This is a genomic window from Lentzea sokolovensis (assembly GCF_033949975.1).
Taxonomy (GTDB): domain Bacteria; phylum Actinomycetota; class Actinomycetes; order Mycobacteriales; family Pseudonocardiaceae; genus Lentzea; species Lentzea sokolovensis.
This window is the reverse complement of record NZ_JAXAVU010000004.1, coordinates 39,351-63,907: the sequence shown is the minus strand read 5'-3', so window position 1 is coordinate 63,907 and position 24,557 is coordinate 39,351. Positions and strand designations below refer to the sequence as shown.

22 protein-coding genes are annotated in these 24,557 nt (G+C 69.8%); 9 read left to right on the top strand and 13 right to left on the bottom strand.

Annotated elements, in window-relative coordinates; all coding sequences use genetic code 11:
* Positions 1 to 200 precede the first annotated feature (200 nt).
* Entirely contained in the window at positions 201 to 1,475 is a 1,275-nt protein-coding gene (locus tag SK854_RS05790; RefSeq protein ID WP_319973938.1) for an FAD-dependent oxidoreductase, read from the top strand.
* Between the two features lie 322 nt (positions 1,476 to 1,797).
* Entirely contained in the window at positions 1,798 to 3,258 is a 1,461-nt protein-coding gene (locus tag SK854_RS05785) for an MFS transporter (RefSeq protein WP_319973937.1), read from the top strand.
* Positions 3,259 to 3,652: 394 nt separating this feature from the next.
* On the opposite strand, the gene SK854_RS05780 is transcribed toward SK854_RS05785, so the two are convergent.
* Positions 3,653 to 4,396, bottom strand: coding sequence for a DJ-1/PfpI family protein (locus SK854_RS05780; protein WP_319973936.1), 744 nt, complete (start codon positions 4,394 to 4,396; stop codon positions 3,653 to 3,655).
* On the opposite strand from SK854_RS05780, the gene SK854_RS05775 reads away from it, so the two are divergent.
* Positions 4,365 to 4,784 carry a MarR family winged helix-turn-helix transcriptional regulator gene (locus SK854_RS05775; protein ID WP_319973935.1) on the top strand — a complete coding sequence of 140 codons (420 nt, stop codon included), beginning with the start codon at positions 4,365 to 4,367 and terminating at the stop codon, positions 4,782 to 4,784. The two genes, SK854_RS05780 and SK854_RS05775, sit on opposite strands and share 32 nt — an antisense overlap.
* Before the next feature lie 533 nt (positions 4,785 to 5,317).
* Here the strand turns inward: SK854_RS05775 and SK854_RS05770 are convergent.
* On the bottom strand, positions 5,318 to 6,112 hold the full coding sequence (locus SK854_RS05770) for a MerR family transcriptional regulator (RefSeq protein ID WP_319973934.1): 795 nt from the start codon (positions 6,110 to 6,112) through the stop codon (positions 5,318 to 5,320).
* A 78-nt stretch (positions 6,113 to 6,190) separates the two neighbouring features.
* On the opposite strand from SK854_RS05770, the gene SK854_RS05765 reads away from it, so the two are divergent.
* The 3 genes from SK854_RS05765 to SK854_RS05755 all read left to right on the top strand — a co-directional run bounded on the left by SK854_RS05765 (position 6,191) and on the right by SK854_RS05755 (position 8,539).
* Positions 6,191 to 6,553, top strand: coding sequence for a nuclear transport factor 2 family protein (locus tag SK854_RS05765; protein ID WP_319973933.1), 363 nt, complete (start codon positions 6,191 to 6,193; stop codon positions 6,551 to 6,553).
* Positions 6,554 to 6,593: 40 nt separating this feature from the next.
* Complete coding sequence (locus SK854_RS05760) at positions 6,594 to 7,379, top strand: SDR family oxidoreductase (protein ID WP_319973932.1); 786 nt, start codon at positions 6,594 to 6,596, stop codon at positions 7,377 to 7,379.
* A gap of 137 nt (positions 7,380 to 7,516) precedes the next feature.
* A complete protein-coding gene (locus SK854_RS05755; protein ID WP_319973931.1) occupies positions 7,517 to 8,539 on the top strand; it encodes an alpha/beta hydrolase in 1,023 nt (340 codons plus the stop codon).
* A gap of 9 nt (positions 8,540 to 8,548) precedes the next feature.
* On the opposite strand, the gene SK854_RS05750 is transcribed toward SK854_RS05755, so the two are convergent.
* Positions 8,549 to 8,710 carry a hypothetical protein gene (locus SK854_RS05750; protein WP_319973930.1) on the bottom strand — a complete coding sequence of 54 codons (162 nt, stop codon included), beginning with the start codon at positions 8,708 to 8,710 and terminating at the stop codon, positions 8,549 to 8,551.
* Positions 8,711 to 8,737: 27 nt separating this feature from the next.
* Here SK854_RS05750 and SK854_RS05745 point away from each other — a divergent pair, with 27 nt between their 5' ends.
* The 3 genes from SK854_RS05745 (at position 8,738) to SK854_RS05735 (ending at position 11,690) form a co-directional block, all read left to right on the top strand.
* Entirely contained in the window at positions 8,738 to 8,863 is a 126-nt protein-coding gene (locus SK854_RS05745; protein WP_319973929.1) for a hypothetical protein, read from the top strand.
* Between the two features lie 265 nt (positions 8,864 to 9,128).
* Entirely contained in the window at positions 9,129 to 11,192 is a 2,064-nt protein-coding gene (locus SK854_RS05740; protein ID WP_319973928.1) for a prolyl oligopeptidase family serine peptidase, read from the top strand.
* 252 nt (positions 11,193 to 11,444) lie between these two features.
* Positions 11,445 to 11,690 (top strand): hypothetical protein, encoded by a 246-nt coding sequence (locus SK854_RS05735; RefSeq protein WP_319973927.1) that lies wholly within the window; start codon positions 11,445 to 11,447, stop codon positions 11,688 to 11,690.
* Here the strand turns inward: SK854_RS05735 and SK854_RS05730 are convergent.
* The 10 genes from SK854_RS05730 to SK854_RS05685 all read right to left on the bottom strand — a co-directional run bounded on the left by SK854_RS05730 (position 11,661) and on the right by SK854_RS05685 (position 24,172).
* A complete protein-coding gene (locus SK854_RS05730; RefSeq protein WP_319973926.1) occupies positions 11,661 to 12,662 on the bottom strand; it encodes an outer membrane protein assembly factor BamB family protein in 1,002 nt (333 codons plus the stop codon). The two genes, SK854_RS05735 and SK854_RS05730, sit on opposite strands and share 30 nt — an antisense overlap.
* Before the next feature lie 1,668 nt (positions 12,663 to 14,330).
* Positions 14,331 to 14,831 carry a hypothetical protein gene (locus tag SK854_RS05725; protein WP_319973925.1) on the bottom strand — a complete coding sequence of 167 codons (501 nt, stop codon included), beginning with the start codon at positions 14,829 to 14,831 and terminating at the stop codon, positions 14,331 to 14,333.
* A gap of 437 nt (positions 14,832 to 15,268) precedes the next feature.
* Complete coding sequence (locus SK854_RS05720) at positions 15,269 to 16,450, bottom strand: FAD-dependent monooxygenase (protein WP_319973924.1); 1,182 nt, start codon at positions 16,448 to 16,450, stop codon at positions 15,269 to 15,271.
* Complete coding sequence (locus tag SK854_RS05715; protein ID WP_319973923.1) at positions 16,447 to 17,844, bottom strand: MFS transporter; 1,398 nt, start codon at positions 17,842 to 17,844, stop codon at positions 16,447 to 16,449. The genes SK854_RS05720 and SK854_RS05715 overlap by 4 nt, the downstream gene beginning before the upstream one ends.
* Positions 17,841 to 18,548 (bottom strand): YoaK family protein, encoded by a 708-nt coding sequence (locus SK854_RS05710; protein WP_319973922.1) that lies wholly within the window; start codon positions 18,546 to 18,548, stop codon positions 17,841 to 17,843. Before SK854_RS05710 ends, SK854_RS05715 begins: the two co-directional genes overlap by 4 nt.
* Positions 18,545 to 20,350 carry a gamma-glutamyltransferase family protein gene (locus SK854_RS05705; RefSeq protein WP_319973921.1) on the bottom strand — a complete coding sequence of 602 codons (1,806 nt, stop codon included), beginning with the start codon at positions 20,348 to 20,350 and terminating at the stop codon, positions 18,545 to 18,547. Before SK854_RS05705 ends, SK854_RS05710 begins: the two co-directional genes overlap by 4 nt.
* Positions 20,351 to 20,366: 16 nt before the next feature.
* Positions 20,367 to 21,476: a DUF3500 domain-containing protein gene (locus SK854_RS05700; protein WP_319973920.1), complete on the bottom strand. Its 1,110-nt coding sequence runs from the start codon at positions 21,474 to 21,476 to the stop codon at positions 20,367 to 20,369.
* Between the two features lie 229 nt (positions 21,477 to 21,705).
* Positions 21,706 to 22,323: a TetR/AcrR family transcriptional regulator gene (locus SK854_RS05695; RefSeq protein WP_319973919.1), complete on the bottom strand. Its 618-nt coding sequence runs from the start codon at positions 22,321 to 22,323 to the stop codon at positions 21,706 to 21,708.
* A gap of 47 nt (positions 22,324 to 22,370) precedes the next feature.
* Entirely contained in the window at positions 22,371 to 23,516 is a 1,146-nt protein-coding gene (locus SK854_RS05690) for a pyridoxal phosphate-dependent aminotransferase (RefSeq protein ID WP_319973918.1), read from the bottom strand.
* Complete coding sequence (locus tag SK854_RS05685; protein WP_319973917.1) at positions 23,513 to 24,172, bottom strand: RraA family protein; 660 nt, start codon at positions 24,170 to 24,172, stop codon at positions 23,513 to 23,515. The genes SK854_RS05690 and SK854_RS05685 overlap by 4 nt, the downstream gene beginning before the upstream one ends.
* Positions 24,173 to 24,557 lie beyond the last annotated feature (385 nt).

Here is a 24,557-nt window from a genome sequence, read left to right as displayed (position 1 = left end):
GATTCTCCTGAGATCCCCAGCGCGCCGGCCGCCTGGTCATCGACAGCGCGGTTCGCGAGGGTCTGCTGCAGGGCCCGCAGCAGAACCTCGCCGCGCCCACGTCACCCCGACCACGTCATCGCCTGGTCACGCCTGGGCGCCGTTAGTGGCGAGCACAGCATTGACTGATATCACGTCGTGTAACCAAAAGAGGTAGCTACATGCGAGTCATGATCATCGGGGCGGGGATCGGTGGGCTGACGCTCGCCCAGGCCCTGCACCACGGCGGTATCGAAGTGTCCGTCCACGACCGTGACCCCCAGGTGGGGGCTACCGGCGGTTACCGGCTGCATCTCGACGATCGGGCCTGTGAAGTCCTGCGTCGCCACCTCAGCCCGCAGCACTACCACGCCCTGTTGGCCAGCTCGGTCTCCCGTGCGTCGCTTCGCCGCTACACCTGGGCTGACCACCACCTGCGCCCGTTGGTCACCCGCCCCTCCGATCAGGGGACCGACACTCTCATGATCGGACGAGTTCCGCTGCGAACCCTGCTGACCCACGGCCTGGACGATCAGGTGCGGTTCGGGGCCGAATATGTGTCTCACGAGGTTCTGTCCGACGGCCGGATCACCGCCTACTTCGCCGACGGTAGTACCGACACCGCAGATGTCCTCGTCGGCGCCGACGGTACCCACTCCCGGGTAGCGGCCTCGCTCGCCGGCCGGGATCTGGCCAATCCCATCGGGTTCGGGGGCATCGCCGCCCGCACTCCGCTTACCGCACGCACCCGCGCCCTGCTGCCCGATGTCGTCAACGATGGGCCGGTGCTCGCCTTGGGCCTCAAGGGAGCGTCGGTGTTCATGCAGGTCCATGACCCGAGTGGCGGCCCGGCAATCGATCCGGCCTCCTGCACCACCGTCCCGGCCATCACGGAGGCCCCGTCCCTGGTGTGGGGATTGAGTGCCACCGAGACCGTGCTGCCCCCCGCCACCGTGCAGGGGATGACCGGGCCGGAGCTGGTCGAGTTCACGCTGTCGGCCGTTCGTGGTTGGCCGCCGGCCGTGCTCGAGCTCATCGCCGCCACCGACCCCGGCTCCGCAGCCGGGTTCCGGTTCTACGCCGCCGACCCCGATGCGGACCTGACGCCGTGGCCGGCCGGACCGGTCACCGCACTCGGCGACGCCGTGCACGCCATGCCTCCCACCGGCGGACGTGCCGCCGCCACCGCGATCATCGACGCGGACCACCTCGCCCGCGAGCTGTTCGCCGCTCGTGACGGACACAGCACCATCGCCCTGGCAACCCACCGTTTCCATCGCGAGATGGCCGGCTATGCGCCCGCCGCGATCCGCTTTTCCATGCTGCCGTTGCGTTGGCTGTCCCGTGTCGACCGTCTCGACCGGCCCGGTCTTCGCGGTCTCGCCGAACTCGGACTCAGCGCCGCCTCCGCGGTTCACCTCTTCAAATCCAGCCTGAACGGGCGGGCCGCTGCATGAGTGACCCGGCTCGGCTCCGACATCCGGGCACCCGGCATCGCCTCCGCCGCGCCCCACGTTCCCGACCCGCTCGGAGGGCAGCGAACCCCGTTGTCGGTCAAAGTCCGGCTGACCTGGAAGGCGTCGTTCGGGTTCGGCACCTGCGACGGTCGGTGCGGTTGACGTCATTCGTCGCTGTTGCAATCGCGCAGGCATCGGCTGGCTTCTGAACGTCTCAGCGACGCCATCTCTCGTATGACCCCGGACATCCGCGCCGCACGCCCCGGCCGGTGGGCGTGCGCGCGTCGATGTCCGCCATCGAGCAAGCCGCCGAAGGATCCCCATGAAGACCTCGGAGAACAATCCCGCTCCCGACTCGGCACCGTCTAGCTTCGAGAACGGCATGAGCGCTCCCGCAGTACAGGAAGCGCAACCGCTGACCGGTCACCCGAACCGGGTCCTGGCCGTTCTGCTCGCTGCCTGCGTCAGCTTCGCGCTGTCGCAGATTCTTGTGCTTCCTGCACTGCCGGCCCTTGCGCGAAACTACAACGCGAGCCCCACGACCACGTCATGGATCCTCACCGGTTTCCTTCTGTCCGCTTCCATCGCGACGCCCATCGTCGGCAAGCTGGGCGAGCGGTACGGCAAAGCCCGGGTGCTCACCGCCGTGCTGCTGACGTTTTGCGTTGGCGCAGTCGTCAACGCCCTGGCACCCAGCGTGGGAGTCTTGATTGCCGGTCGGGTGCTCCAGGGAGTGGCCGGTGGCGTGTTCCCGCTGGCTTTCGGAGTGGTCCGCGACTCCTTCCCACGACCGAAAGTGCCAGGAGCGATCAGCCTCATCAGTGCCATCTTCGGCGCCGGGTCCGGCATTGCGCTGCCGCTGTCCGGAGTGATCGTCGACCACCTCGACGTTTCCTGGCTCTTCTGGCTCGGTCTGGTGTCGCTGCCGGTCGCTGTCGCCGCCCACCGCTGGGCACCGCCGTCCCCACGCGGCGATGGCGACAGCATCGACTGGGCAGGGGCGCTTCTGCTGGCGGCGGTCCTGGCATCGCTGCTGCTCGGGGTGACGCAAGCACCGTCCTTGGGATGGGGTTCACCGGCCAACGTGGCCCTGCTGGGCGGCGGATCAGTGCTGCTGCTGCTCTGGATCCGACTGGAATCGCGCATCACGAGGCCGTTGATCCGCCTCGATGTCCTTGCTCAGCGCACCGTCGCGATGACGAACTTGACCGCCTTTTTCATTGGTGTGGCGATTTTCGCCGGATTTCTGCTCCTGCCTCAACTCGCTCAGGCCCCAGCCGGTGACGGTCCTGGACTGGGTACGACTGCGACGGCCGCGGGCCTGTTGCTGTTGCCGAGCGCCATCGGCCAACTTCTGGTCGGCACCTTCGCCGGTCGGCTCGGCGTTGCGCTGGGCTTTCGCAGCACCTTGGTACTGGGGACCGCCCTCACCAGCGGGTCGTTCGCACAGCTCACCGCAATTCACTCTTCACCCTGGCATCTCATGCTGGGTGGCTTCACCATGGGCGTCGGGGCGGCGTTCGCCTTCGGCTCGATGGCCAACCTCATCGTCCAGTCCGTGCAGGGCAACGAAGTCGGGGTTGCAACCGGCATCAACACCGTAGTCCGTACGGTCGGAGGCGCGTTCGGCTCTGCCATCGCCACCACGGTTCTGGCAGCCCACACCGGATCGACCAGTACCGCGTCGGGCGATGGCTACACCGCCGGGTTCGTCGTCGCAACCGTCGCGGCGGTATCCGCGATCCTGTCAGCTCTCTTGGTGCCGATACGACACGGTCGTTGAGAATTCCACGCCAAGTCGGGAAGGCGGATTGTTCCGCGACACCGGGGCTCGTGGCAGTCGCCCCAGCACGATGTCCTGGACACGGCTGCGTCTGCGTGTCAGCACGGCTCTGTTGTCGTCGGGCAGTGGGCCGATGATCGTGGCGAAGTTCGTGCGCGCCATCAACAGTCCCGTCGCGACCTCGGGGCTACCGCGCCGCCTGGGCCGGTGCGACCAGCATGGTCTTCACATCGGCGGTTTTCGATGGCGCTGACGTGACCGCCTCGGTCACCATCACCGCCGCTGAAACCGTTTCAGCGGCGGTTCTTCGTCGGTGACGAGACGGTGGACAGGACGGGGCCAGCCAAAAACAATGCTTTCGACGGCAGACGTCCGAGTGGTTCCGGGCCAAGGTTCACACAGCGGCGGAAGCATCCAGCTTGTCGGCGGCCCGCCGCGCGCTCGCCGTGAACGTCTGTGTCCACCCACCCGACTCGGCGAGCGCGCGCCGGGTGAGTTCCGGCCCGGCCAACGCGGGCGTGCCCACGCCGAACAGGGGTTGCGGCGCGTACTCGGCGTTCAGTTCTGTCTGGCGAGCCGCTTCGTCACCGAAGAAGACCTGGACCAGCCGCAAAGCGATCTCGATGCACCCGGTGGCCGGGCCTGCGCTGATCCGGTTCCGGTCTTCCACCACGTTGGGAGTCTCGACCGTCTTCGCACCGAACCAATCCAATTCATCGTAGAAGTGGAAGTTCGTGGTGGCCCGGTAGCCCTTCAGCAGCCCTGCCGCTCCCAGTAGCAGTGATCCGGCGCAGGATCCCGCAACCCATCCGGCGCGACTTCCCCTGTCGGCCAGGAACTCCAGGGTCTGCTCGTCCTCGAACACCTCGAGTCCGACGGCGCCCGCGTAGAGGATGTCGACGTCGGCCGGGCAGTCGGCGAACGTCGTGGTCGGCCTGGTCGGGTAGGCCGGTTCTCCCATGACCTCCCCGGCGTCCTTGCCCACGAGGTGGACGTCCACCCCTGGGAGCACTCCGAAGATGGTGTGAATGCCGACGATGTCCACCGGGGCGTAGCCGGGCGCCACCAGGATGGCCACGGTAACGGGCTTCGCATCGCCTTCCAGCATGTCCACCACGACCGGGTTGCGCGTTGTCACAAATTCTCCTTCAGGACAGTTGTTCGCTGCTGCAGGCGCAGTGAGCAATTTTTCACTATTCGGCAAATGGCGCGATGGGCGTGCCGTTCTGTGGCTCCTGCAGCCGAACGCCGATCCGCTTCCGCTGCGCAAGATCGCTGGCCTGCTGCACTGCGATCCGTCGAACGTCACGCTGTTGAGCACCAAGCTCGAGCGACAGGGCCTGGCGGAGCGCCGCCCACACCCTCGCGATGGGCGCGTACGGACGTTGGTCCTGACCGAGGCGGGTGAGGAAGTTCGAGAACGGCTGCTCAACACCGTGATGAGGCATTCGCCCCTCGGTGGTCTCACGATCGAGGAACAGCGACAGCTTCACGCGCTGCTCGCGAAGGCAATCGACAACGGGTAGCGCGATCCGCGAGGCTGATGTCGTCGTGCGTGGTGCCGGTCCAGCTGGCCGTCCACCTCGTGGACCGTGCTGACGAGCAGAATCGGCGACGTCGGCGACGATTCCGGCCGGACGTCGAAACGCCGCCCACCACCTCGCCGTTGCTGGTTCAGGTGGGCTGACAGGGGCCTGATCGTCGGCATGGCTCGCGCCGAGGATGAGCATTCGACGGAAGTCGACCCCACTGGCACCGACGACCTGTGGCCGCCCATCGCCGACTCGACCAGCACGTATCGTGCAGCTTTACGGCATGGCCGAGGGACCTGCGATCCTCACCAGCGATCCGTTGGCGGGTGACCGCCGTTAAAGGTCCGTCGGGTGGGTTCTGCCGCACGTTGAACTGTCTGTTGTGGACGATGATGACCACGCCTGCCCTGACGGCTGAGACGTTGCGTGGCGGTCGGCTGCGTACAGTGTCTTCGTCGGCTCACCGCGCGCCTGCACATTCTCGGCCGGACACTCCACTCCGGACACTCCACTCCGGACTGATCGCGTCAGGTGACGCGAAAGACCGGCCAGCCGATCTCGGTGCGCCACGCTGCGGGGTCGCTCGAGTCGCGAGGGCCGACGACGTAGACCTCCCGCACCGGCCCGGCCACCGACATCGCGTTCTCCACCACCCAGGTCCCGAGTTCGCCGTAGGTGACCTCGATGCCGTCGTGCTCGCCGATGTGGGTGGTGACGGCCAGTTCCGCGGCCGGAAGGGTTGCGGCGTGCACGCGTCCGGTGCGGGGTGGCGTGGCGGTCGGAAGGTACAGGAGGGCGTGACCGCGCTCCTGTTCGAAGAGGGCGTTGTCGTAGTTGCCGCCCAGTGGTCCGGTCGCGGCGCCGCCGACGGCCGCCTCGAGTTCGGCCACCGCGCCCGCGAACCACGCTTCGACGTCGCCATGTTCGATGACGGCCTCCACAGCCGCGACCGTGCGAGCGGGTTCCGCGCGCAGTTCGACGGCGATCGGCGCGGGGTCGGGCCGGAGCAGGCGCCGCAGCGACACGACTGCGGCCCTGGTGCGGTCGAGCACGTCCTCGAGGCGTTGCAGGTGGTCCGCGACCAGGGTCGCCCGGACGTCGTGGTCTGGGGTCCGCAGGATTCGCTGCACGTCGCTCAGGGGGACGTCGAGTTCGCGGAGCCGGTGGATGACCTGCGCGGTCGGGATCTGATCGATGCCGTAGTAGCGGTAGCCGGTGCTCTCGTCCACCACGGCGGGTTCCAGCAGGGCCGCCTCGTGATACCGGCGAAGGGTCCGCACGCTCAGGTGGGTCAGGCGGGAGAACTCCCCAATGGTCAGCACTTGTTCATTCTGGACTCTCCCCCTGGGGGAGAGTCCACGGCTTGACCCTCCCGCGCCGCGAGACTGCACGGTGTCCTCATGACACAGAACACCGACATCGCGTCCGATCTGCTTCCGGCCGTCGTGCGCGAGTTCTTCGCCGCCCACGTCGTCCGCGACGCCGACACCGCCTCGTCCTTCCTCACCGAGGACGCGGTGATCGTCGACCAGGACGAGACCTTCCGCGGCAAGGAGAAGGTGCACGCGTTCCTGCGGGACGCCGGCTCCGAGTTCGAGTACACGACCGAACAGATCGGCGCTCGCCGCATCGACGACAACCACTGGGTGGTGACCGTGCGGCTCGAGGGCACCTTCCCGGGCGGCGTCGCCGAACTCGACTACCGGTTCGCGTTGCGGGACGGCCTCGTCGCCGAACTCGTCATCGCCAACCACACGGCCTGACCGAACCCACCTCACGCCAACCATCAAGGAAGAGAGAGAAATGTCTGGTTCGGATCGCGATCGTCTCGACGGTCGCCGGGTACTGGTCACGGGCGGCTCGAAGGGCGCGGGCAAGGCCGTCGTGCAGAGGCTCCGGGAACTGGGTGCCGACGTGTACGTGACGGCCCGGACGATGCCCGACGGGTACGAGTACCCAGACCGGTTCATCGAAGCGGACACGACGACGGTCGAGGGCACCGACGCGGTGGTCGCTCGTATCGCCGAGGGCGGCGCGCTCGACGTCCTGGTGCACGTCGTCGGGGGCGCGTCGACGCCGGCCGGCGGGTTCGCGGTCATCACCGATGACCAGTGGTTCACCGAGCTGAACCTCAACTTCCTCGGTGCGGTGCGGCTCGACCGGGCCCTGCTTCCGGCGATGATCGAGGCCGGGGCGGGCGTGGTGCTGCACTTCACCTCGATCCAGCGTGAAATGCCCCTGCACGACGCGTCACTGGCCTACGCGTCGGCGAAGGCCGCTCTGCGCACGTACAGCAAGGGACTTGCCAACGAGCTCGCGCCGCGCGGCGTGCGGGTCAACGCGATCAGCCCCGGCGGCATCGAGACCGAGGCCTACGAACAGTTCGTCGACCGGATCGCCGAGGGCAACGGACTGACCCGCGAAGAAGCGAAGCAGAGCATCTTCGACTCCCTCGGCGGAGTGCCGCTGGGCCGGTTCGCGAACCCCGCGGAAATCGCGGACCTGGTCGGATTCCTGGTCTCCGACCGCGCCTCGGCAATCGTAGGCGCCGAGTACGTGATCGACGGTGGGACCGTCCCCACCGTCTGAGCCAGGAGCCGGTCGCGAGCAGCGGCTCGCCGAACAGTTCGACCGGCAGATGGTGGACAGCATCCGCCACTGACATTCATCGATCACCTGTGACCTGCGGCAGGCGGTCGTCCCGTCGCCTGCCGCAAGGAGAAGAAATGACCACACACGTCACTGACCGTCCCTCCGCCCAGCCGGTCGGGCCGCCACCCCCTTTCGACCCGGAGCTCGCTCCCGTCGTCGAGTCGCTGGCCACCCTGTTCCCGCCCGACGCGTACCGCCCGGACAACATCGCCGAGATGCGCAAGCCCGTCCCCGGGGTGGAAAAGCCGACCGACGAGGTCCTTTCGCGCGGCGGCGCCTACAGCGTGGAAGAACGGACGGTCCCAGGGCCGGACGGCGAACCGGACATCTCCCTGCTGATCTGCCTCCCGAAGCACGCGGCGACCCCGACCCCGGCGATGTACCACGTCCACGGCGGCGGCATGATCGTCGAGGACAACCGGTTCGGCATGGTCGAGATGCTGGACCTGGCCGAGCCGATGGGCATGGCCGTGGTCTCGGTCGAGTACCGGCTCGCCCCCGAGACACCCCACCCCGGTCCCGTCGAGGACTGCTACGCCGGCCTGGTGTGGGTGTCGGACCACGCCCACGAGCTCAACATCGACCCCGACCGCATCGTCATCGGCGGTACGAGCGCCGGCGGCGGCCTCGCGGCGGCTGTCACCCTGATGGCGCGCGACCGCAACGGCCCGGCCGTCCTGGCCCAGCTGCTCCTGTCGCCAATGCTCGACGACCGCAACGACTCGCCCTCCGCCCGGCAGATGCGCGGCCTCGGCATCTGGGACAGCTCCTCCAACGAGACCGGGTGGAACGCCCTGCTCGGCGCCGGCGTTCCCGGAGGACCGGACGTGTCCCCGTACGCCGCGCCTGCCCGCGCCACAGACCTCTCCGGACTGCCACCTACCTTTGTCGACGTCGGGTCGGCCGAAACGTTCCGGGACGAGGACGTCGCCTACGCGAGCCGCATGTGGCAGGCAGGCGGCCGCGTCGAACTGCACGTCTGGCCCGGCGGGTTCCACGGATTCGACGTCGTGGTTCCCCATGCCGTGATCTCCCAGGACGCCATCGCCGCCCGAGCGGCATGGCTGCGCCGTCAGCTGGGGCGCACCTCCCGGTGAGGCGCTGGTTCAGGCCTCTGGTTCGGACCGGCTCAGCCGCGTGCCGGGCGCGGTGGTGTAGACGTACAGCATCGTGTCCGGATCTCCTGCCAGCACGAAGGACTCGTAGTCGACGGTGAGGTCGCCGACCAGCGCTGGTGGATAGTCGGCCCGACCGCGCACCCGACCCATGCCTGGGTCACCCAGGCTGTCCGCAACTTGCTCATAGACCTTGAGGACACCGGATACGTCGCGCGGATCAGGTTCCTCATTCGCGACCGCGGCGGCAAGTACCCCGCACTGATCAACGAGATCCTCGGCGGCGCGAGATCGCGACGATTCTGACCGGCGGAACGCTGGGTCACGACGCTGCGCGAGTACGAGCGGCACTACAACCAGCATCGCACCCACCGATCACTCGCCGCCGGAGCACCCTTGCGAGCCCGGCTCCAGCCCCTTGGACCTGACTGGATCGAACGCCTCGCGGTACTCCGACGGGACCGTCTCGGCGGAGTCCTCCACGAGTGTCGGCATGCCGCTCGACCTGTACGGACGCAATTTTCGGCACGCACAGGCTCAGCGTGCCATGGTCGAGCGGATAGGATGACCTGTGGCGGATGCGCGGATAGATACCGCGGTGGACACCGTGTTCGAGCAACAGTTGGCCGACCCGTACCGGTGGATGGAGCAGGACGGCCCGGAGCTGCACGAGTGGCTCGACGCGCAGGCCGACATGGCGGCCCGGTATCTCAGTGGCCTGCCGGGGCGGGCCGAGTTGCGGGCGCGGGTGGCCGAACTGAGCGCGGCCGTAGTCACCGTGAGCCGGTTCGCGATGGCCGGCGAGCAGGTGTTCTTCCTGCGGCAGGACGGTGACGCCGCGGTCGCGGTCCTGATGGTGCGCACCGGGAGCGACGAGCGTGTCCTGCTGGACCCGGCCCGGTTCACCGCTGGGGAACACTGCCACATCGACTGGTACGTGCCGAGTCCGGACGGGCGGCGCATCGCCTGTGGTGTCTCGCAGGGTGGCTCCGAGCTGAGCGTGCTGCGGGTGGTGGACGTGGCGACCGGACAGTTGGACGATGTCGCGATTCCCGGGACCTTCCACGGTGTGGTCAGCTGGCTGCCGGACGGGTCCGGATTCGTCTACCACCGCTACCGGGAACCGGCGACGGACACCGAGACGGCGCTGCGCCGCCGGGACAGCGCCACCTACCTGCATCGGTTGGGGCGGCCCGAGGACACGCTCGTGCTGGCGCGCGGCCACAACGACCGGATCACGATGGCGCCGATCGACCGGCCGTTCCTGCTGCTGCCGGCCGGTTCGGACTGGATGATCGCGGTGATCTCGCACAGCTCGCTGACCGGATCGATCACCGAGCGGATCAGCGACTGTTCCCTCTACGTCGCGCCACGCTCGGCCTTGGCCGATCCGGTGTCGTGCCCGTGGCGCCGGCTCGCCGGCCCGGGCGACGGTGTGAGCGGGTTCGCTGTGCACGGCGACACGTGTTACGTCGTGAGCCATCGGGACGAGCCGCGCTCGCACGTGCTGGCGTGGTCGTTGGTCGAGGGCGGGTCGACTGTGGTGGTCCCGGGTGGTGAGCGTGCCGTACAAAGCGTCCGGGTCGTCGGTGACTGGCTGCTGGTCCAGGACATCGACGGTGGTATCGCGCGGCTGCGGCGCGTTCCGCTGGCCGGTGGCGCCGTCGAGGACGTGCCGTTGCCGGTCGAGGGCACGATTCTGGAGTGGACGGTCCATGCCGACGGAGTGTCCGCGCTGATGGTGCTCAGCTCGTGGACGACGTCACCGATGGCTTATCGGTACGACGAGACCTGGCAGGACACCGGCTGGATTCCGCCGTCCCCGGTGGATTTCAGCGGCATCGCGGTGACCGATCTGGCGGTGGTGGCCCGCGATGGCGTGCGGGTGCCCTTGACCGTGTTGCACCGCAAGGACATGGTGCTCGACGGCGACAATCCGACGCTGCTGACCGGATACGGGTCCTTCGGCTACGTGCGGCCACGCGCGTTCAAGCCGGAGTTGTTGGCGTGGTTGGAACGCGGCGGCGTGTACGCCGTGGCGGGTCTGCGCGGCGGCGGTGAGTACGGCCGAGAGTGGCATCAGGCCGGTCGCGGCGCGCACAAGGAACGCACGATCACCGATTTCATCGACTGCGCCGAACACCTCGTCGCGGCCGGCTACACGCGACCCGAGCGGCTGGCAGGGGAGGGAGCCAGCGCCGGTGGCATCCCGACCGGCGGTGCCCTGGTACGTCGGCCGCAGTTGTGGGCGGCCATGGTGATGCAGGTGCCGGTGACCAACCTGACCCGCCAGGAGTTCAGCGAGAACGGCCCGATCAACGTGCCGGAGTTCGGTTCGGTGACCACCGAGGACGGCCTGCGCGACCTGCTGATCGTGGACAGCTACCTGCGCGTGCGGGACGGAACGCCCTATCCCGCCGTGCTGCTGACCGCGGGCCGTAACGATCCGCGGCTAGCCGTGTGGCAGCCGGCGAAGATGGCCGCGCGACTGCGGGCGGCTACGAGTTCGGGCCAGCCCGTCGTGTTGCGTGTCGAGCGGCACGCCGGCCACGGCTTCGGTTCGACCAGAGCCCAACGCGACACGCTGACCGCGGATCTGTACGCCTTCCTGCTCACCCACCTGGCAGACCCGTGAACACCCTCGGTCAGGGTGCTCACCTGTGCGGTGATCGCCATACGCGTCAGTTCAGGTCCATTGAGGACTGTTCCGGTATGTTCAATGCGCAGAGTTGCTCCCAATCTGCTCCCACTCCGTGCTCCCAAGGCCCATCGGCTCTGTCTCGTCTGAGGCTGGTGTGGATTCGACGGATGATGGTGCCAATGTCTTTGACCACAAGCCACCCGTCCCGCACAGTCGGCGGACTGTCCATGCCGACCTGAGGGGCGTGTGAGCCTCTCGAAGCTCAACAACGATCGGCTTCATGTGTACGCGGCCTACTGCGCTGCGGCCGAGGCCGTGTTGAAGAGGCGCCTGCCGGTCCATGTGGTGGACGAAGGGCGCCGCTACCGCCTGAACGTCTACGGGAAGCTCGTGCAGGTGTTCAGCAAGCGCTCCACCGAGTGGCAACTGGCGGACGCCCTGATCGTGACTGGTGAAGGGGTGTTATTCGTGACTTGCACTATTCCCAACTAGAGCGGCGAGCAGCGTCCCCTTCGTCATCGCCAACACCCGTGTGGGGTCGAGACTGCGGAGCGCGCGGATCCTCTGGGACACCGTGGTCCGCGTGATGACCCGCCCGTCGGTGTCCAGGTGGAACAAAGTTCCGGCCGTGCCAGCGACCACGAGTCCGTCGTCTACCGGAATAACCTGATCAAGCAGAGGTTGCCGGACATCGACCCTGCGCAACACACGACCATCGACGGGATCCCTCATGATGAAACCTGCCCTACGGTCGTGCGTCCAGAGCAGATCGTTGACGTGCGCTGGCGCCGAGAATCCGAGATCACTTCCGGCGAGAATGAACTCGCGCACCGTCCCTTCCGAGGGCACGATTTCCACCACGGAACGCGAACCGCACCGCGCCAGGAAGCGGTGACCGTCGATAGTCGTGAACGCTGCCCGATTGTCGTGACCGACAAGCGGTTGCGGCAAGAACCACGAAGAAGTTTCCCGGAGCTCCTGTCGGTCAACCAGCCTCACCATCGGACCGTCAGGCTCACCAATCAGGAAGCCACCCTCAGCGACTCCAGGACGCACGGTGTGCACGCAGTGATCCGTTTCCCACCGCAGCTGTCCTGTAGCCGTGTCCAACAGTCGAAGGGGCGTGTATCCGCGCCAGCCACCGACGAGGACCGTATCGCCAGCCACCACGAGGTGCCCGGTCAACGGGTGGAGATCGCTGCTCCAGATACGTTCACCCGTATCCAGGTCCAAACACAGCAGCTGGTTGGTGTCCTGCGGCAGCACCAGGCAGCGCTGGTCGGCGATGGCGACCGCTCGGGGCCAGGTGCCGACGTGGACGTCCCATCGCGCAGACCCATCCGCTGGATCGACACCGACCAGCCTGGTGCATCGCTCATGGACCACCAGGGCGCCCGCAGCAACCGCGAGGCCGGCTTCCGAGCCGGCCTGATGCAGCTGCCTCGCCCATCCGATGTCGATCACCTCGATAGTGCACCAAACCGCCGCCGTTCAGGGCAATCTGCTTTTGAACTCCCACCCGCGCCCCCACGGAACCTGCGTTCGACAACTCATTCTCAGCTTGGAAGGGGTGCGCTATTCGGTGTCTGGCAGGTTGCGGGCGAACCATCGAGTGGTAGCGGGGCTCAGTGACCTGCTGCTGGATGAGTGCTGCAAGCTTGGGCAGCAGCAACACCGGATTCTTTCCCATGGTGAGGAAAGCCGCGTCCTGGCCGCGTTCGAACTTTGTCGGCGGCGGTGAGCGCGGCGGCCAGTGGACGCAACTGCGGGACGGGGTTGCCGTCGGTGTCGCTGAGCAGGTTGTGGACGCGAGTGCTGACTACGCAGCGGGCGCAGCAGCCGTCGGCGTGCAGGCGGCCCGGGGCGCCGCATCGCTGGCAGGTGAAGTCCACGCGCGAGCCCGAGCACGGGCCGCAGATGTCCTGTCTTTCTGGGGTGCGTCCCACGAGCACTCGGACGGTGCCGCATCGTGCGCAGGCGGCAGGGTGTCGCAGCCGGAGGTAGTAACAGGTGTCGCAGACCGTTCCTCGGGGCCAGTCGGCTCGGACAGCACCGACCGCGCCGCAGTCGTCGCGGCGCCCGTGCCGCCGCGGGCGGCATCGCGTGCAGTGGAACGCGCGGCCACGGCCGACTCCGCTGCCGCAGCCGACCCGGCCGCACTTGACGCAGGTGCCGGTCTGCTTGTGGCACTGTCCGCACATGTCCGGCTGGTCGCCGCGAGCGCGGACGCGGACCGGTCGGGTCTGACCGCAGATTCCGCACGGCCGGGCCGGGCACTGGTAGCAGTTGCGGCAGATCGGGCCGTCCTCGGTGACGGCCGCCGTGCGGCGGTGGTCGCCGCATCGGACGCATTGGCGCAGATGCTTGGGCGCGCAGGATTCGCACAACGGCGCGCCGTCAGCCCGACGCTTGTAGAGAAGCCGGTGGCGTCCGCATGTAACGCAGTCGTCGATCAGGTCCGTGTCCGTGCTGTAGCAGCGTCGGCAGATCGGACCTTCGGGGCGGCGTGTGGCGACAACGGCCTCCTGTCCGCGCCACGCGCAGGGGCGACGTTTCGTGCTGTGCTTGCACCAGTTGCAGCACCGGCCTTCCGGCGTCCGGCACTCCAGCGGCCGGTCCGAGCGCCCGCAGATCACACAGACGGGAACAGTCACCGAGTAGCCGGCGGCGGCGATCAACTGCAACAAGCGGCCCACGGCTGCTGGGCAGTCCGGCGGTGGGTCACTCAACGCGGTGGGAACCTGGGCGAGATATCGGTCCAGCTCGGTGGCCGGCTGGTTCTGCTCGGTCGGTCCTCGGCGGTCAAGGACGTCGGGTTGCTGGTGTTGCGGCATGAGGTTGCGGTGTTGCGTCGTGGCTGCGAGAGCACCGGTTGGTGTCTCCGGGCACTGTGCTGTGGTGGCATCGGCGCTTGGTTGCGAGGAAGTGGACCTACCCGAACCGGGCTGGGCGCCCGCGGGTCGATGAGACCGTCGGGGCGTTGATCGAGCGGATGGCGCGTGAGAACGACGTGTCGGCCGGACGGCTCGCCAGCAGGGCTGTTGACCGGTCCTCATGTCGTTGCGCAAGCGCAAGTAGAACAGTGCTATGAGTTGAGACGGTTCTATCGCATCGTCGGCCGCAGGCCCGACGTTAGACGCCGCGGGTCCAAAACTCCTGTGCCGACCCGGTGAACGGCTCCGGATCGCCGGCGAGGAAGAACTCGTCCCACGTCGGACCGTCCGAGAGCTCCCAGTGCTCGACGGCCAGGCCGTCCTTGAAACGCCACGCCCCCATGCCGACGCGGGTCCAGGTCCAGTCGCCGCGCGACGTGCGGAAAGTGCCGTGCACCACGCCGTAGTGGTCGTCGGCGAGGATTTGATCGAACTGGACCGGTTCCACGTTGGCGTCGGCGAGACCCGCTCGCCGCTTCATGTACCGGCGCATGAAGTCCATCCCGCCGGTCGCCGCCAGGCGCACACCGCCGGTGTGGATCACCATGTCCGGGGACATCTTGTCCATCACCTCGACGGTGTGCTCGTGCAGCCGCTGGATCTTCTCGTCCTCGCTCAGGCCTGGATCGGCCGAGATCGCCGCTCCGCCCCGGTACAGGTCGGCCAGCCACACGGCGTTGGGGTGGGTGTCGGACAGCAAGATGCGCCTCCTCAGGACTGAATTATGTGAGATGACTCTATCATTCAATATTGGGTTCTCATGGGTGTGATCAGGAGGGCGTCGAAAGGCACAGTTTGGCTCGACACGCCGTGCTCTGCGAGGAAGCCGAGCCACTCCGCGGCGGACACGGCCGTCGCCCGGTGCGGGCCAGGCGTGGTGCGGCCCACCGGCACCTTGGCCACGCTGCACGCCAGCGTCACCGACCGTCCGCGCCATCGCCGTCTCGCCGGACTCGTCGACGTACTCGCCTGACCAGCGCCGCCCGTCCCGGTCTCGACGGACAGAATGAGGGGAAGGGACCACGCGGTCCAGGTGACCGTCGTTCATCAGGTACTTCTCGGCCAGTTGCGCCCCCAGTGCGACGACCTGGTCGTCGTCACCGTCGCGCACCAGGATTCCGCCGGGTGTCGCAGGCGTCATTTCGTCATGGCGAACTCCGGCAACGTGAGAGCCGAGTGGGCGTCGCGTCCCTGCGCCGGAGGCAGGGCGCTGAGACCACGCAGCCTCTCGTTGCGCCGCTCGAGGTCCTGCGCGGTGGTGGGGAAGAGCGTGGCGCCGCCCTTGCCGACCAGGTCCTGGTTGAGGGTCACGAACTCGCGGGTGCTGTGCTCGTAGCGCCGGAAACCCTCGGCGTGCTCCTGGCCGGCGAGGCTACCGGCGAGCATGTACGCGCCGACGAGCGCGAGGCTCGTGCCCTGGCCGGTGAGGAACGACGGCGCGTACGCCGCGTCGCCGACCACCGCGACCCTGCCGGACGACCAGTGCGGCATGCGGATCTGGCTTACCGCGTCGAAGAACAGGTCCTCGGCGCCGCGGAGGGCGGTGAGCATGCCGGGGATCTCCCAGCCCGCGTCCGCGAAGACCGAGGTGACCAGGTCCCGCTGGGCCGCGAGGTCGCCGAACGCGTCGAACGGCGGCTGCGGCAGGGCGAAGTTGAGGAACGCGTGCACCTCGTCGTCGTCCCCGGTGGCGTAGAGCGCGGCCGCCTTGCCCGGTGCGTTCCACATGACGGTCTCGTGCGAGAGGCCGAAGGTGTTGCGCATGGTGAAGATGCCGAAGCAGTAGCCCAGGTACCGGTGGAACTGCTCCTCGGGGCCGAACACCAGCTCGCGGGTGCGGGAGTGCGTGCCGTCCGCGGCCACGACGACGTCGAACGTCCGTGCGGCGCCGCTGTGGAAGGTGACGTCCACGCCGTGGTCGTGCTGGTCGAGGGTCGCGATCGAGTCGTCGAACAGGAACTTTACGTCGTCGCGGACGGCCTCGTGCAGCGCCTCGGTCAGGTCACCGCGCCGCACCTCGAGGTCCCGCCCCTCGACGCCGCCGCTGATGGCGTGGGGGTGCAGCGCGGCGACCCGGCTGCCGTCGCCCTGCAGGAAGGTGATGCGGCGCAGGTCGATGTGGGCCTCCCGCAACCGGGGCAGGAGCCCCATCCTGCCGAGGACGTCGAGGGCGGTGCCGCGGACGTCGATGGGGTAGCCGCCGCTGCGCGGGGCGCTCGCCTTCTCCACCACGGTGACCGCGTCACCAGCGCGGTGGAGCCAGTACGCGAGGACCGGGCCTGCGACGCTGGCGCCGGAGATCAGGACGGTGCGGGTCATGAGCGGGTTCCTTTTCCGGTGGTGCGGACGACCAGGAGGGACAGTGCGGTGACGACTCCGGCGATCACGAAGCCGGTGACGAAGGCGGACTCGGCGGGGACGTCCGAGCCGGGAGGGGTGCCCGCGGTGAGGATCGCGCCGCAGACCTGGATGCCGACGGCGAAGCCGACCACACGCGTCACCAGGACCAGGCCGGTGGCGATGCCGGTGTCGCCCTCGTCGACGGAGGTGGCGGTGCTGGTCAGCATCGCGGTGATGCACAGGCCGTTGGCGAGCCCGACGAGCGCCTTGCCGACGATCAGGTGCCAGACCTCGGTGTGCACGGCGGCCATGGCGAGCAGTCCGACGGTCAGGAACACGGCGCCGGAGGCCACGACGGCACGCGAGCCGAAGCGCCGCGCCGCGAGCCCGCCGAGCGGTCCGGCCAGGGTCGCGGCCACCGCGCCGGGCAGCAGGTAGAAGCCGATCTGGGTGGCGCCGGCGCCGAACCCGTACCCGTCACCGGAGGCGGCGAACAGCTGCGGCACGAGGTAGAGCGCCCCGGAGGTGCCGACGCAGATCACGAACGTCAGCAGGCACGACCTCCACACCGCGGGCTGGGCCAGCATGCCCAGGTCGACCATCGGAGAGGCCGCGCGGCGCTCGACGGCGACCCACCCCGTCGCGAACACGGCCAGCAGGACGAGCAGTCCGACCAGCACCAGCGGCTGCGACGCCATCTCCGGTGCCAGCGCGAGGACGAGCATGAGCGTGACGAGCGTCAGGCTCAGCAGCGCGAGGCCCGCCCAGTCGATCCCGCCCTCGCGGGGGTGACCCGGCTCGTCGCCCGGCATCAGCTTGCCGAGCAGCGCGGTCGCCGCGATGACGGCGAACGTGGGCAGCGCGAACATCCAGTGCCGGGACAGCTGCTCGGCCACGGGCCCCGCGGACAGCATTCCCGCCATCCCGCCGCCCACGAACAGGCCGCTGACGACACCGATGGCCACTTTGGACCTGTCAGTGGGAAGGTGCTTGCGCACCAGGATGAACGACAGCGGCAGCGCCCCGACCATCGCGCCCTGCAGCACCTGGCCGAGCAGAAGCACGGGCAGGTTGGGTGCCAGCGCCGACACCAGGCCGCCGACGCAGACCACCGCCATCAGCCGGATCAACACGCGTTTGCCGCCGTAGCGGTCGCCGAGCTTGCCCGCGATCGGGGTGACGAGCGCGCCGGTGATCAGCAGCGCGATGCTGAGCAGCGCTCCCTGCGCGGGACTCATGTCCAGTTCGCGTTGCAGCAGCGGCAAGGTCGGCGACACCACCGACTCCAGCGCGCCGGTGGCGAGCGCCAGCAGGCCGAGCGCCCAGAGAGCCGACTTCCTCATCGTGGCTGGGGGGACCGGGGTGGTGGTCATGGGCGTCCTCCTGGTCGTTGTGCGGTGACGGGACTTCTCGTCGGGGACGAGGACGATCTGGTGGAGGCGGACACGTGGCCGAAGCCGGTGACGGCGAGCACGACTGCCGCCGCCGCGGTGACCGCGAGACTTTCGTGCACGAGGCACAGAGCCGCGCCTGTGGCGGCACCGAGCACGAGGAGCACGACCACGGCCACGCGCCGGCCCGCGCCCTGGCCGCGGGCCGCTCCCAGCCGGGAGTCGGCGGCGAGTCCGGTCAGGGTGGAGGTGACGACCACGGTGGTGACGTCCTTGACGCCCAGATGGCGGGCCATCGCCGCCTGCGTGCCCATGGCCAGCGCGAGAGAGGACGCCATCACCACGGAGGCGCTCGTCCCGATGAGGGCCAGGCCGAGCGCGGTGGCGGCCAGCACGAGGCCGACGCCGGCCAGCAGTGCCGTGCAGCGGTGGCCCCAGCCCGGCGCGGCGGTCCGCAGCACCCGTCCGCCCGCGGCCGCGCCGGCGAGGAAGAACACGAGCGCCAGGGCCGGACCGAGCACCGGGAGCCCGGTGCCTCCCACGGCCGCCATGCCGAGGATGACCACGTTGCCCGTCATGTTGCCGGCGAAGACCTGGTCGAGGCGCAGGTACCCGACGGCGTCGACGACACCGGTGGAGAAGGTGAGGGCCAGCACCAGGTGCACCGGCGTGACGCGGGCGGTCACCGGCCCACCGCGTAACCCTGGGCGCCACGGGGGTTCGCCGCCGCCCCGAGGGCGCCGGTGTCCGGATCGCGGGTGACCACCGACAGCCGGCCCTGGCTCCACGGCCCGGACACCGCCACGTCGTGCCCGCGTTCCCGCAGACCGTCGACGACGGCGGCACCGGCGCGCTCCTCGACGACGAGGCTGCCGGGACTCCAGGTCCGCGGCCAGAACGAGCTCGGGAACGCCTTGGTGTGGAAGGCCGGCGCGTCGATCGCCTCCTGCGGGCCGAGGCCGAACGCGAGCGTGCGCACCAGGTAGAGCAGTTGCCACTGGTCCTGCTGGTCGCCACCCGGCGTGCCGAGCGATGCCACCGGGCGTCCGTCGCGCAGCAGCAGCGTCGGGCTCAGCGTCGTGCGGGGCCGCCGTCCCGGCTCCAGGCGTGACGGCGCGGCGGGGTCGAGCCAGGTCATCTGGAGCCGTGTGCCCAGCGCGAAACCGAGGTCCGGCACCGCGGGCGACGACTGGAGCCAGCCTCCCGACGGCGTCGCGGAGATCATGTTGCCCCACCGGTCGACGACGTCGATGTGGCACGTGTCGCCGCGGGTCTCGCCGGTCTGCTGCACGGTCGGTTCCCCGACCCCTTCCGCGGGGACGGCGTCCTGCGCGGTGACGAGCGGCGGTGCGTACGGCGGGACGCCGATGTCGCCGGGCCGGAACGCGGTCGACGCGACCGGGCCGATCAGACGGGCCCGTTCCTCGCTGTAACCAGGGCGGAGCAGTTGCCGCACAACGGATTCCGCCCGCGCCGGGTCGAGGTGTCCGTAGAACGCCTCGCGGTCCGCCATGGCCAGCTTCACGGCCTCGGCGATCGTGTGGACGCCCTGCGCGGTCGACGGGTCGATCTGCTCGTCGTCGAAGTGGTCGAGCAGGCTGAGGGCCTGCAGCAGCACGGGTCCCTGCGACCACAGGCCCGCCTTCGCGACCGTGGTACCGCGGAACTCCGCGGTGACGGCGGGTTCGAGCGACGGCACGAAGTCGGCGAAGTCGGCGGCGGTGATCACGCCGGCGTGGTCGGTGCCGCTGGAGTGCCGGTGGGGGACCGCGGCGAACTCGGCCACGGCGTTGGCCACGAAACCGGTGCGCCAGGCCCGGCGGGTGGAACGGATGCGGGCCGCTCTCGACCCACCGGTGCCCGTGGCGCACAACCGGCGCAGGGTCCGGGCGTAGGTGGTGTTCACGACGGTCTCGTGCGCACGGGGCACCCGGCCTTCCGGCATCCACAACGCGTACGAGGTCGGCCAGTGCGTGCGGAAGAGGTTCTCGACGGTCGCCAGGACCCTTGCCAGCTGGGGCACGACCGGAACGCCGTGCTCGGCGTAGTGGATCGCGTAGGCCAGCACCTCGGGCAGGTCCCAGGTGCCGTGCTCGGCGAGCAGCCACAGCCACGAGTCGACGGCGCCCGGAACCGCGGTGGCCAGCGCGCCCGCGCCGGGCACGTGGTCCAGGCCCTCGGCCAGGAAGTGCTCGATCGTCGCCCCGCGCGGTGCGTGGCCCTGGCCCGCCAGCACGACGGGGGACGGGTCGCCCGCGGTGGCGAGCACGGCGACGAGGTCACCGCCCGGCCCGTTGAGGTGCGGTTCGGCCACGTGCAGCACGAAGGCGCCCGCCACTGCCGCGTCGAAGGCGTTGCCGCCGCGTTCCAGCACGGACTGGGCCGTCGCGGAGGCGAGCCAGTGCGTAGAGGCGCACATGCCGAACGACCCGCGGAGCGTGGGACGGGTGGTGTGCGGGTCGGTGTCGGTCTGGGGTGGACCGGCCATGGACGTCGTACTCCGTTCAGGGGTGGTGGGTGGCGTGGTGGGCGGCCAGGACGTCGCCGCCGAAGTCGGCCTCCGGGTCCCGCCACACGGCGTGCGCGTGGTTGGCGCCGCGGTGGACGTTGGTCCACTCGACGAGCAGCCGCGGACCGAGTAGGCGGTAGTAGTGCGGTTCGCCCGCCGCGGTGGAACCGGCCCAGGCGAGGTGCACGGCGTCCAGCGCCGCCGGGTCGTCGTAGCGGGACAGCGGGGAGACGCCGTCCGGGACGCGGCCGAGGTAGGTGCCCAGCAACGCCCGCAGCAGCTCCCGCTGCCCGGTGTCGAGCTCGCTGCCCGGCACGCCCTGAGGCTCCCGCGTGAGGGCCAGCGCCCGCTGGTCGGCGTCGTTCAGGCCGGTGACCGGGTGGTCTGCGCGGTCGGGCACGTGCCCGCCGGGACGCCACAGCTCGCGCCGCCGCAGCACGCGGTCCCCGACCCGGGAGCTGTTGCCCGCCACGACGTCGTTCGGGGCGGTGGGCAGCAACACCGTTCGGGCGGCGAGGTCGGGGTGCAGGGACCGGACCAGCTCACCGGCCAGGTCCTCGGCCGCTCCCAGCGGGCGCAGCGCCGTGCCGCCCAGCAACGGCGACGCGGCCGGGTCGGCGCCGAGGAAGCACGGCGTGGTCGCGACGACCCGCCCGTCCACCACGAGGTTGTTGAGCGAGACGTGGTGGCCGCCGAACCTCCACCCCCACGGCCGCGGCCCGCCGGGCTCGCCGAAGACCCGCAGGTAGTAGAGGCCGGGGTCGCGGGTGCGCTCCCGGCCCCAGTCCACCGAGAAGCCCTCGACGCGGTCGAGGACGTTCTCCAGGCCCAGCACGGTGGCGACGGTGGTGTAACCGGCCTCGGACAGTCCACTCGCGACCAGCCGCATCACCATCCGGTGCTGGGCGGGGCGTTGCTCGTGGAAGGTCAGGCCGCCGTGGTCGGTCGGCGTGTAGAACCACCGGGTCCGTTCGGCCTCGGTCTCGCCGTCGGCGCCCGGTGCCGGCCCGACCGCCACCTCGCGCTGGCCGGGGTCGAGGGAGTCGAGCCACGTGCCGGCCGCCCCCGCCATGCGCTGCGCGACTTCGGCGCTCGCGTCGCTCATGCGTGGGCCACGCGGACGTCGTGGTGGCGTGCGCTCTGCCCGGGAGTGCGCGCGGTGAGCGTCCGGGTGGCGAGGTCACTCGCTCGTGTGGTCGCACCGGACATGACGGCTCCTTCGTTCACGGATGGCAACTAACGTATTGATTGAGATGGTTCTATCAATTAAAGGGCGCGCGGAGGCTCAAGTCGGGGAACGGATCAGGTGGTGACGTGGGGCCGCGCGGGGGCGGTCAGCCGACGCGGGCCCAGCCGCGCAGCGCGCCGCAGAACGCCTCGGTCAGCCGGGTGACGATCTCCCGGGGGGACAGGCTCGTCTCGTTCATGAGGTCCAGGACCTCGCGCGGGTCGTAGATCATGTTGTTGAGGAACAGGGCGTGCTCGAGCATCTTCGCCGGCAGCTCCAGGTCGCCGAGCAGCGCGAGCACGGGCTCCGACCAGGCGTTCCGCATGGTCTCGATGATCTCGTTGCCGTTGTGCAGCCGCTCCAGGTAGCCCCGGCGGGACCGCAGCTGCACCAGGGCGGGACCGTGCTCGACCAGCAGGTCGAGCCACTTGTCCACGGCGGCGTCGAAGAGCGGCCTGCCCTGTGCGGTCGACTCGGTGGTGAACTCGTTCAGCTCTTCGACGACGCTGAGCACGTACGCCGCGAGCACCTCGTCCAGCGAGGAGTAGTACCGGTAGGCGGTGGCGGGACCGATCTCGGCGCGCGACGCGACGGCCTGCATCGTGAGCTCGTCGGGTGCTTCCCTGGCGAGCTCGCGCACGGCCTCGAACAGCCGCCGGCGGTTGCGCAGGGTGTCACTGCGCAGCTTGCGCCCGCCTTGTGGGGCGGCCTGCCGATCGGACACGGGCCTCCTGCCCTCGTAGAAGTGCACGCGAAGCCTATCGCCTTCGATCATGGCGGGCCCGGCCGCTCGGGTGCGAGGTGGCCGACGATGCGGTCCAGCCCGGTCCGCAGGTCGTCCTCGGAGGCCGCGAACGAGATCCGGATGTGCCCCTCGCCGGACGGCCCGTACTCCGATCCGGCGCGGACCAGCACCTTCCGTGCGGCGAGCGCGCGGGTGACCTCCTCGGACGGGCGGTCGGCGGTGTAGCGGAGGAAGCCGTAGAACGCGCCCTCCGGTGGCACGAGGTGCAGGCCGGCTACGCCCGTGAGGCGCTCGACCACGAGGTCGCGGCGCTGCCGGTAGGTGTCGACCATGGCGTTCACGACGCTGTCCGGCAGGGCAAGAGCGGCGAGTGCGGCGCGCTGGACGGCGGTGTTCACCGACCCGTTGAGGGTGCGGTGCACGTGCGCCGCCGCGTCCACGACCGCTCGCGGTCCGGCCAGGTGGCCGATCCGCCAGCCCGTCATCGCGTACGTCTTGGAGAACGTCTGGACCTGGACCGTCCGGTCCCGCAGCGACTCGACGGACAGCGCCGACCTCCACTCGTGACCGGGGTAGACCAGCCGGTGGTAGGCCTCGTCGCTGACGACCAGCGTGCCGGAGCCGCGGAGCAGCTCGCCGAGCGCCTCCAGCTCCTGCCCGCGGTGCACGACGCCGGTCGGGTTCGACGGGTTCGAGAAGATCATCATGGCGGCACCGGGCAGCGCGGCGGCCAGTGCGCCGAGGTCCCAGTGCAGGTCGGGGCCGAGCGGGACGAAGTCCACGGTGCCGCCCGCGAGGACGACCAGGTCGGCGTAGAGCGAGTAGGCGGGTTCCGGGATGACGACGCGGTCGCCGGGCCCGACCATCGCGAGCACCACCGCCGCCAGTGCGCCGGTGGCGCCGTGGGTGACGACGACGTCGTCCGCGCTCCACGTCCGGCCGGGGTGTTCCGGCAACCGGGACGCGAGCGCGGCGCGCAGCTCCGGCAGTCCTTTCTGGTCCGCGTAGTGGGTGTCTCCCGCCCGTAGCGCGGCCGCGGCGGCCTCGACCACCGGCGCCGGCGTGGGGAAGTCCGGTTCGCCCAGCGCCAGGGACACCGAGCCGGGGGAGGACTGGCCGAGGGCCGGGCGCCGGGAGAAGTGGCGCAGCTCGTAGACCCGGACGGCGGTCATCTCGCCACCGCCGGGCGACCGGGACGCGCGGCGAGGATGCGCTGCCGCAGCGCCTCTTCCTTCTCGCCGATGCCGTCCAGTGCGCCGACGGCCTCGCGCAGCCGGTGCCGCGGGACGACGACCACGCCGTCGGAGTCGCCGACGACGACGTCACCCGGCGCCACCACCACGCCGCCGACCGCCACCGGGACACCGATCGCGCCGGGCCCGTCCTTGAACGGACCGGCCGGGGTGACCGCCCGCGCGTACACGGCGAGCCCCATGCCGGCCAGCGCCTCGACGTCGCGGACCGCGCCGTCGACCACGGCACCGGTCACCCCGGTGTTCACCATGATCTCGCCGATGAGGTCGCCGACGAGCGCGCGCGTGATGTCGCCGTGGCCGTTGACGACGAGGACGTCGCCGGGCCGCGCCTCGTCGAGCGCCCGGTGGACGGCGAGGTTGTCGCCCGAGCGCACGTCCACTGTCAGGGCGGTGCCGACCAGCGGTGACCGGCCGGCGAACCGCCTGATTCCGCCGTCCAGCACCGTCATCCGCCCGAGCGCGTCCCCGACGTTGGCGGCCGGCACCTGCCCGAGGCGGTGTGTCTCCGCGGCCGCCGGGCGGAGCCAGTCGGGAGCGAGGGACACGCTGTCCGTCGCCGCAGCGATGTACATAGTGAAGGTCCACCTCTTAAATAAGAGACATCTATCATTCTGGGCGTGACGATAGCGGGTCGCAGGCCGGGCGACAACGGTTCGCGGCAGACTTGTTCAGCGGCGAGCGATCAGGCGGTGCTCGGCGACCGCCGCAGCTGCCGTTGCCGGGGGCGATGACGGCGGGAATCTGATCGGAGGGGCGGCCGGTCGGGGCGAACAGGTGCGACTCCGTACCCGTCGCCCGCTCGCGCTCGATGACCGGCGACGACGCCACGGGAACCGGGCTCGGCCCGGCGGTCGGCTCACCCGCGGTGAGCAGCCGAGCTGGGCGCTGGAGGCGGCAGACCACGGCGGCCGATGTCGCGCCGCCAGGGGGCTCGAACCGGCTCGGCACAAATCCGAA

Excerpts from the sequence above, each read along its gene's own strand:
- SK854_RS05690 (WP_319973918.1), bottom strand. The coding sequence starts at position 23,516 with ATGACCGCCGTCCGGGTCTACGAGCTGCGCCACTTCTCCCGGCGCCCG.
- SK854_RS05700 (WP_319973920.1), bottom strand. The coding sequence starts at position 21,476 with ATGAGCGACGCGAGCGCCGAAGTCGCGCAGCGCATGGCGGGGGCGGCC.
- SK854_RS05785 (WP_319973937.1), top strand. The coding sequence starts at position 1,798 with ATGAAGACCTCGGAGAACAATCCCGCTCCCGACTCGGCACCGTCTAGC.
- SK854_RS05715 (WP_319973923.1), bottom strand. The coding sequence starts at position 17,844 with ATGACCACCACCCCGGTCCCCCCAGCCACGATGAGGAAGTCGGCTCTC.
- SK854_RS05765 (WP_319973933.1), top strand. The coding sequence starts at position 6,191 with ATGACACAGAACACCGACATCGCGTCCGATCTGCTTCCGGCCGTCGTG.
- SK854_RS05720 (WP_319973924.1), bottom strand. The coding sequence starts at position 16,450 with ATGACCCGCACCGTCCTGATCTCCGGCGCCAGCGTCGCAGGCCCGGTC.
- SK854_RS05790 (WP_319973938.1), top strand. The coding sequence starts at position 201 with ATGCGAGTCATGATCATCGGGGCGGGGATCGGTGGGCTGACGCTCGCC.
- SK854_RS05750 (WP_319973930.1), bottom strand. The coding sequence starts at position 8,710 with ATGGGTCGGGTGCGCGGTCGGGCCGACTATCCACCAGCGCTGGTCGGC.
- SK854_RS05705 (WP_319973921.1), bottom strand. The coding sequence starts at position 20,350 with ATGGCCGGTCCACCCCAGACCGACACCGACCCGCACACCACCCGTCCC.
- SK854_RS05755 (WP_319973931.1), top strand. The coding sequence starts at position 7,517 with ATGACCACACACGTCACTGACCGTCCCTCCGCCCAGCCGGTCGGGCCG.
- SK854_RS05775 (WP_319973935.1), top strand. The coding sequence starts at position 4,365 with ATGTCCACCACGACCGGGTTGCGCGTTGTCACAAATTCTCCTTCAGGA.
- SK854_RS05685 (WP_319973917.1), bottom strand. The coding sequence starts at position 24,172 with ATGTACATCGCTGCGGCGACGGACAGCGTGTCCCTCGCTCCCGACTGG.
- SK854_RS05760 (WP_319973932.1), top strand. The coding sequence starts at position 6,594 with ATGTCTGGTTCGGATCGCGATCGTCTCGACGGTCGCCGGGTACTGGTC.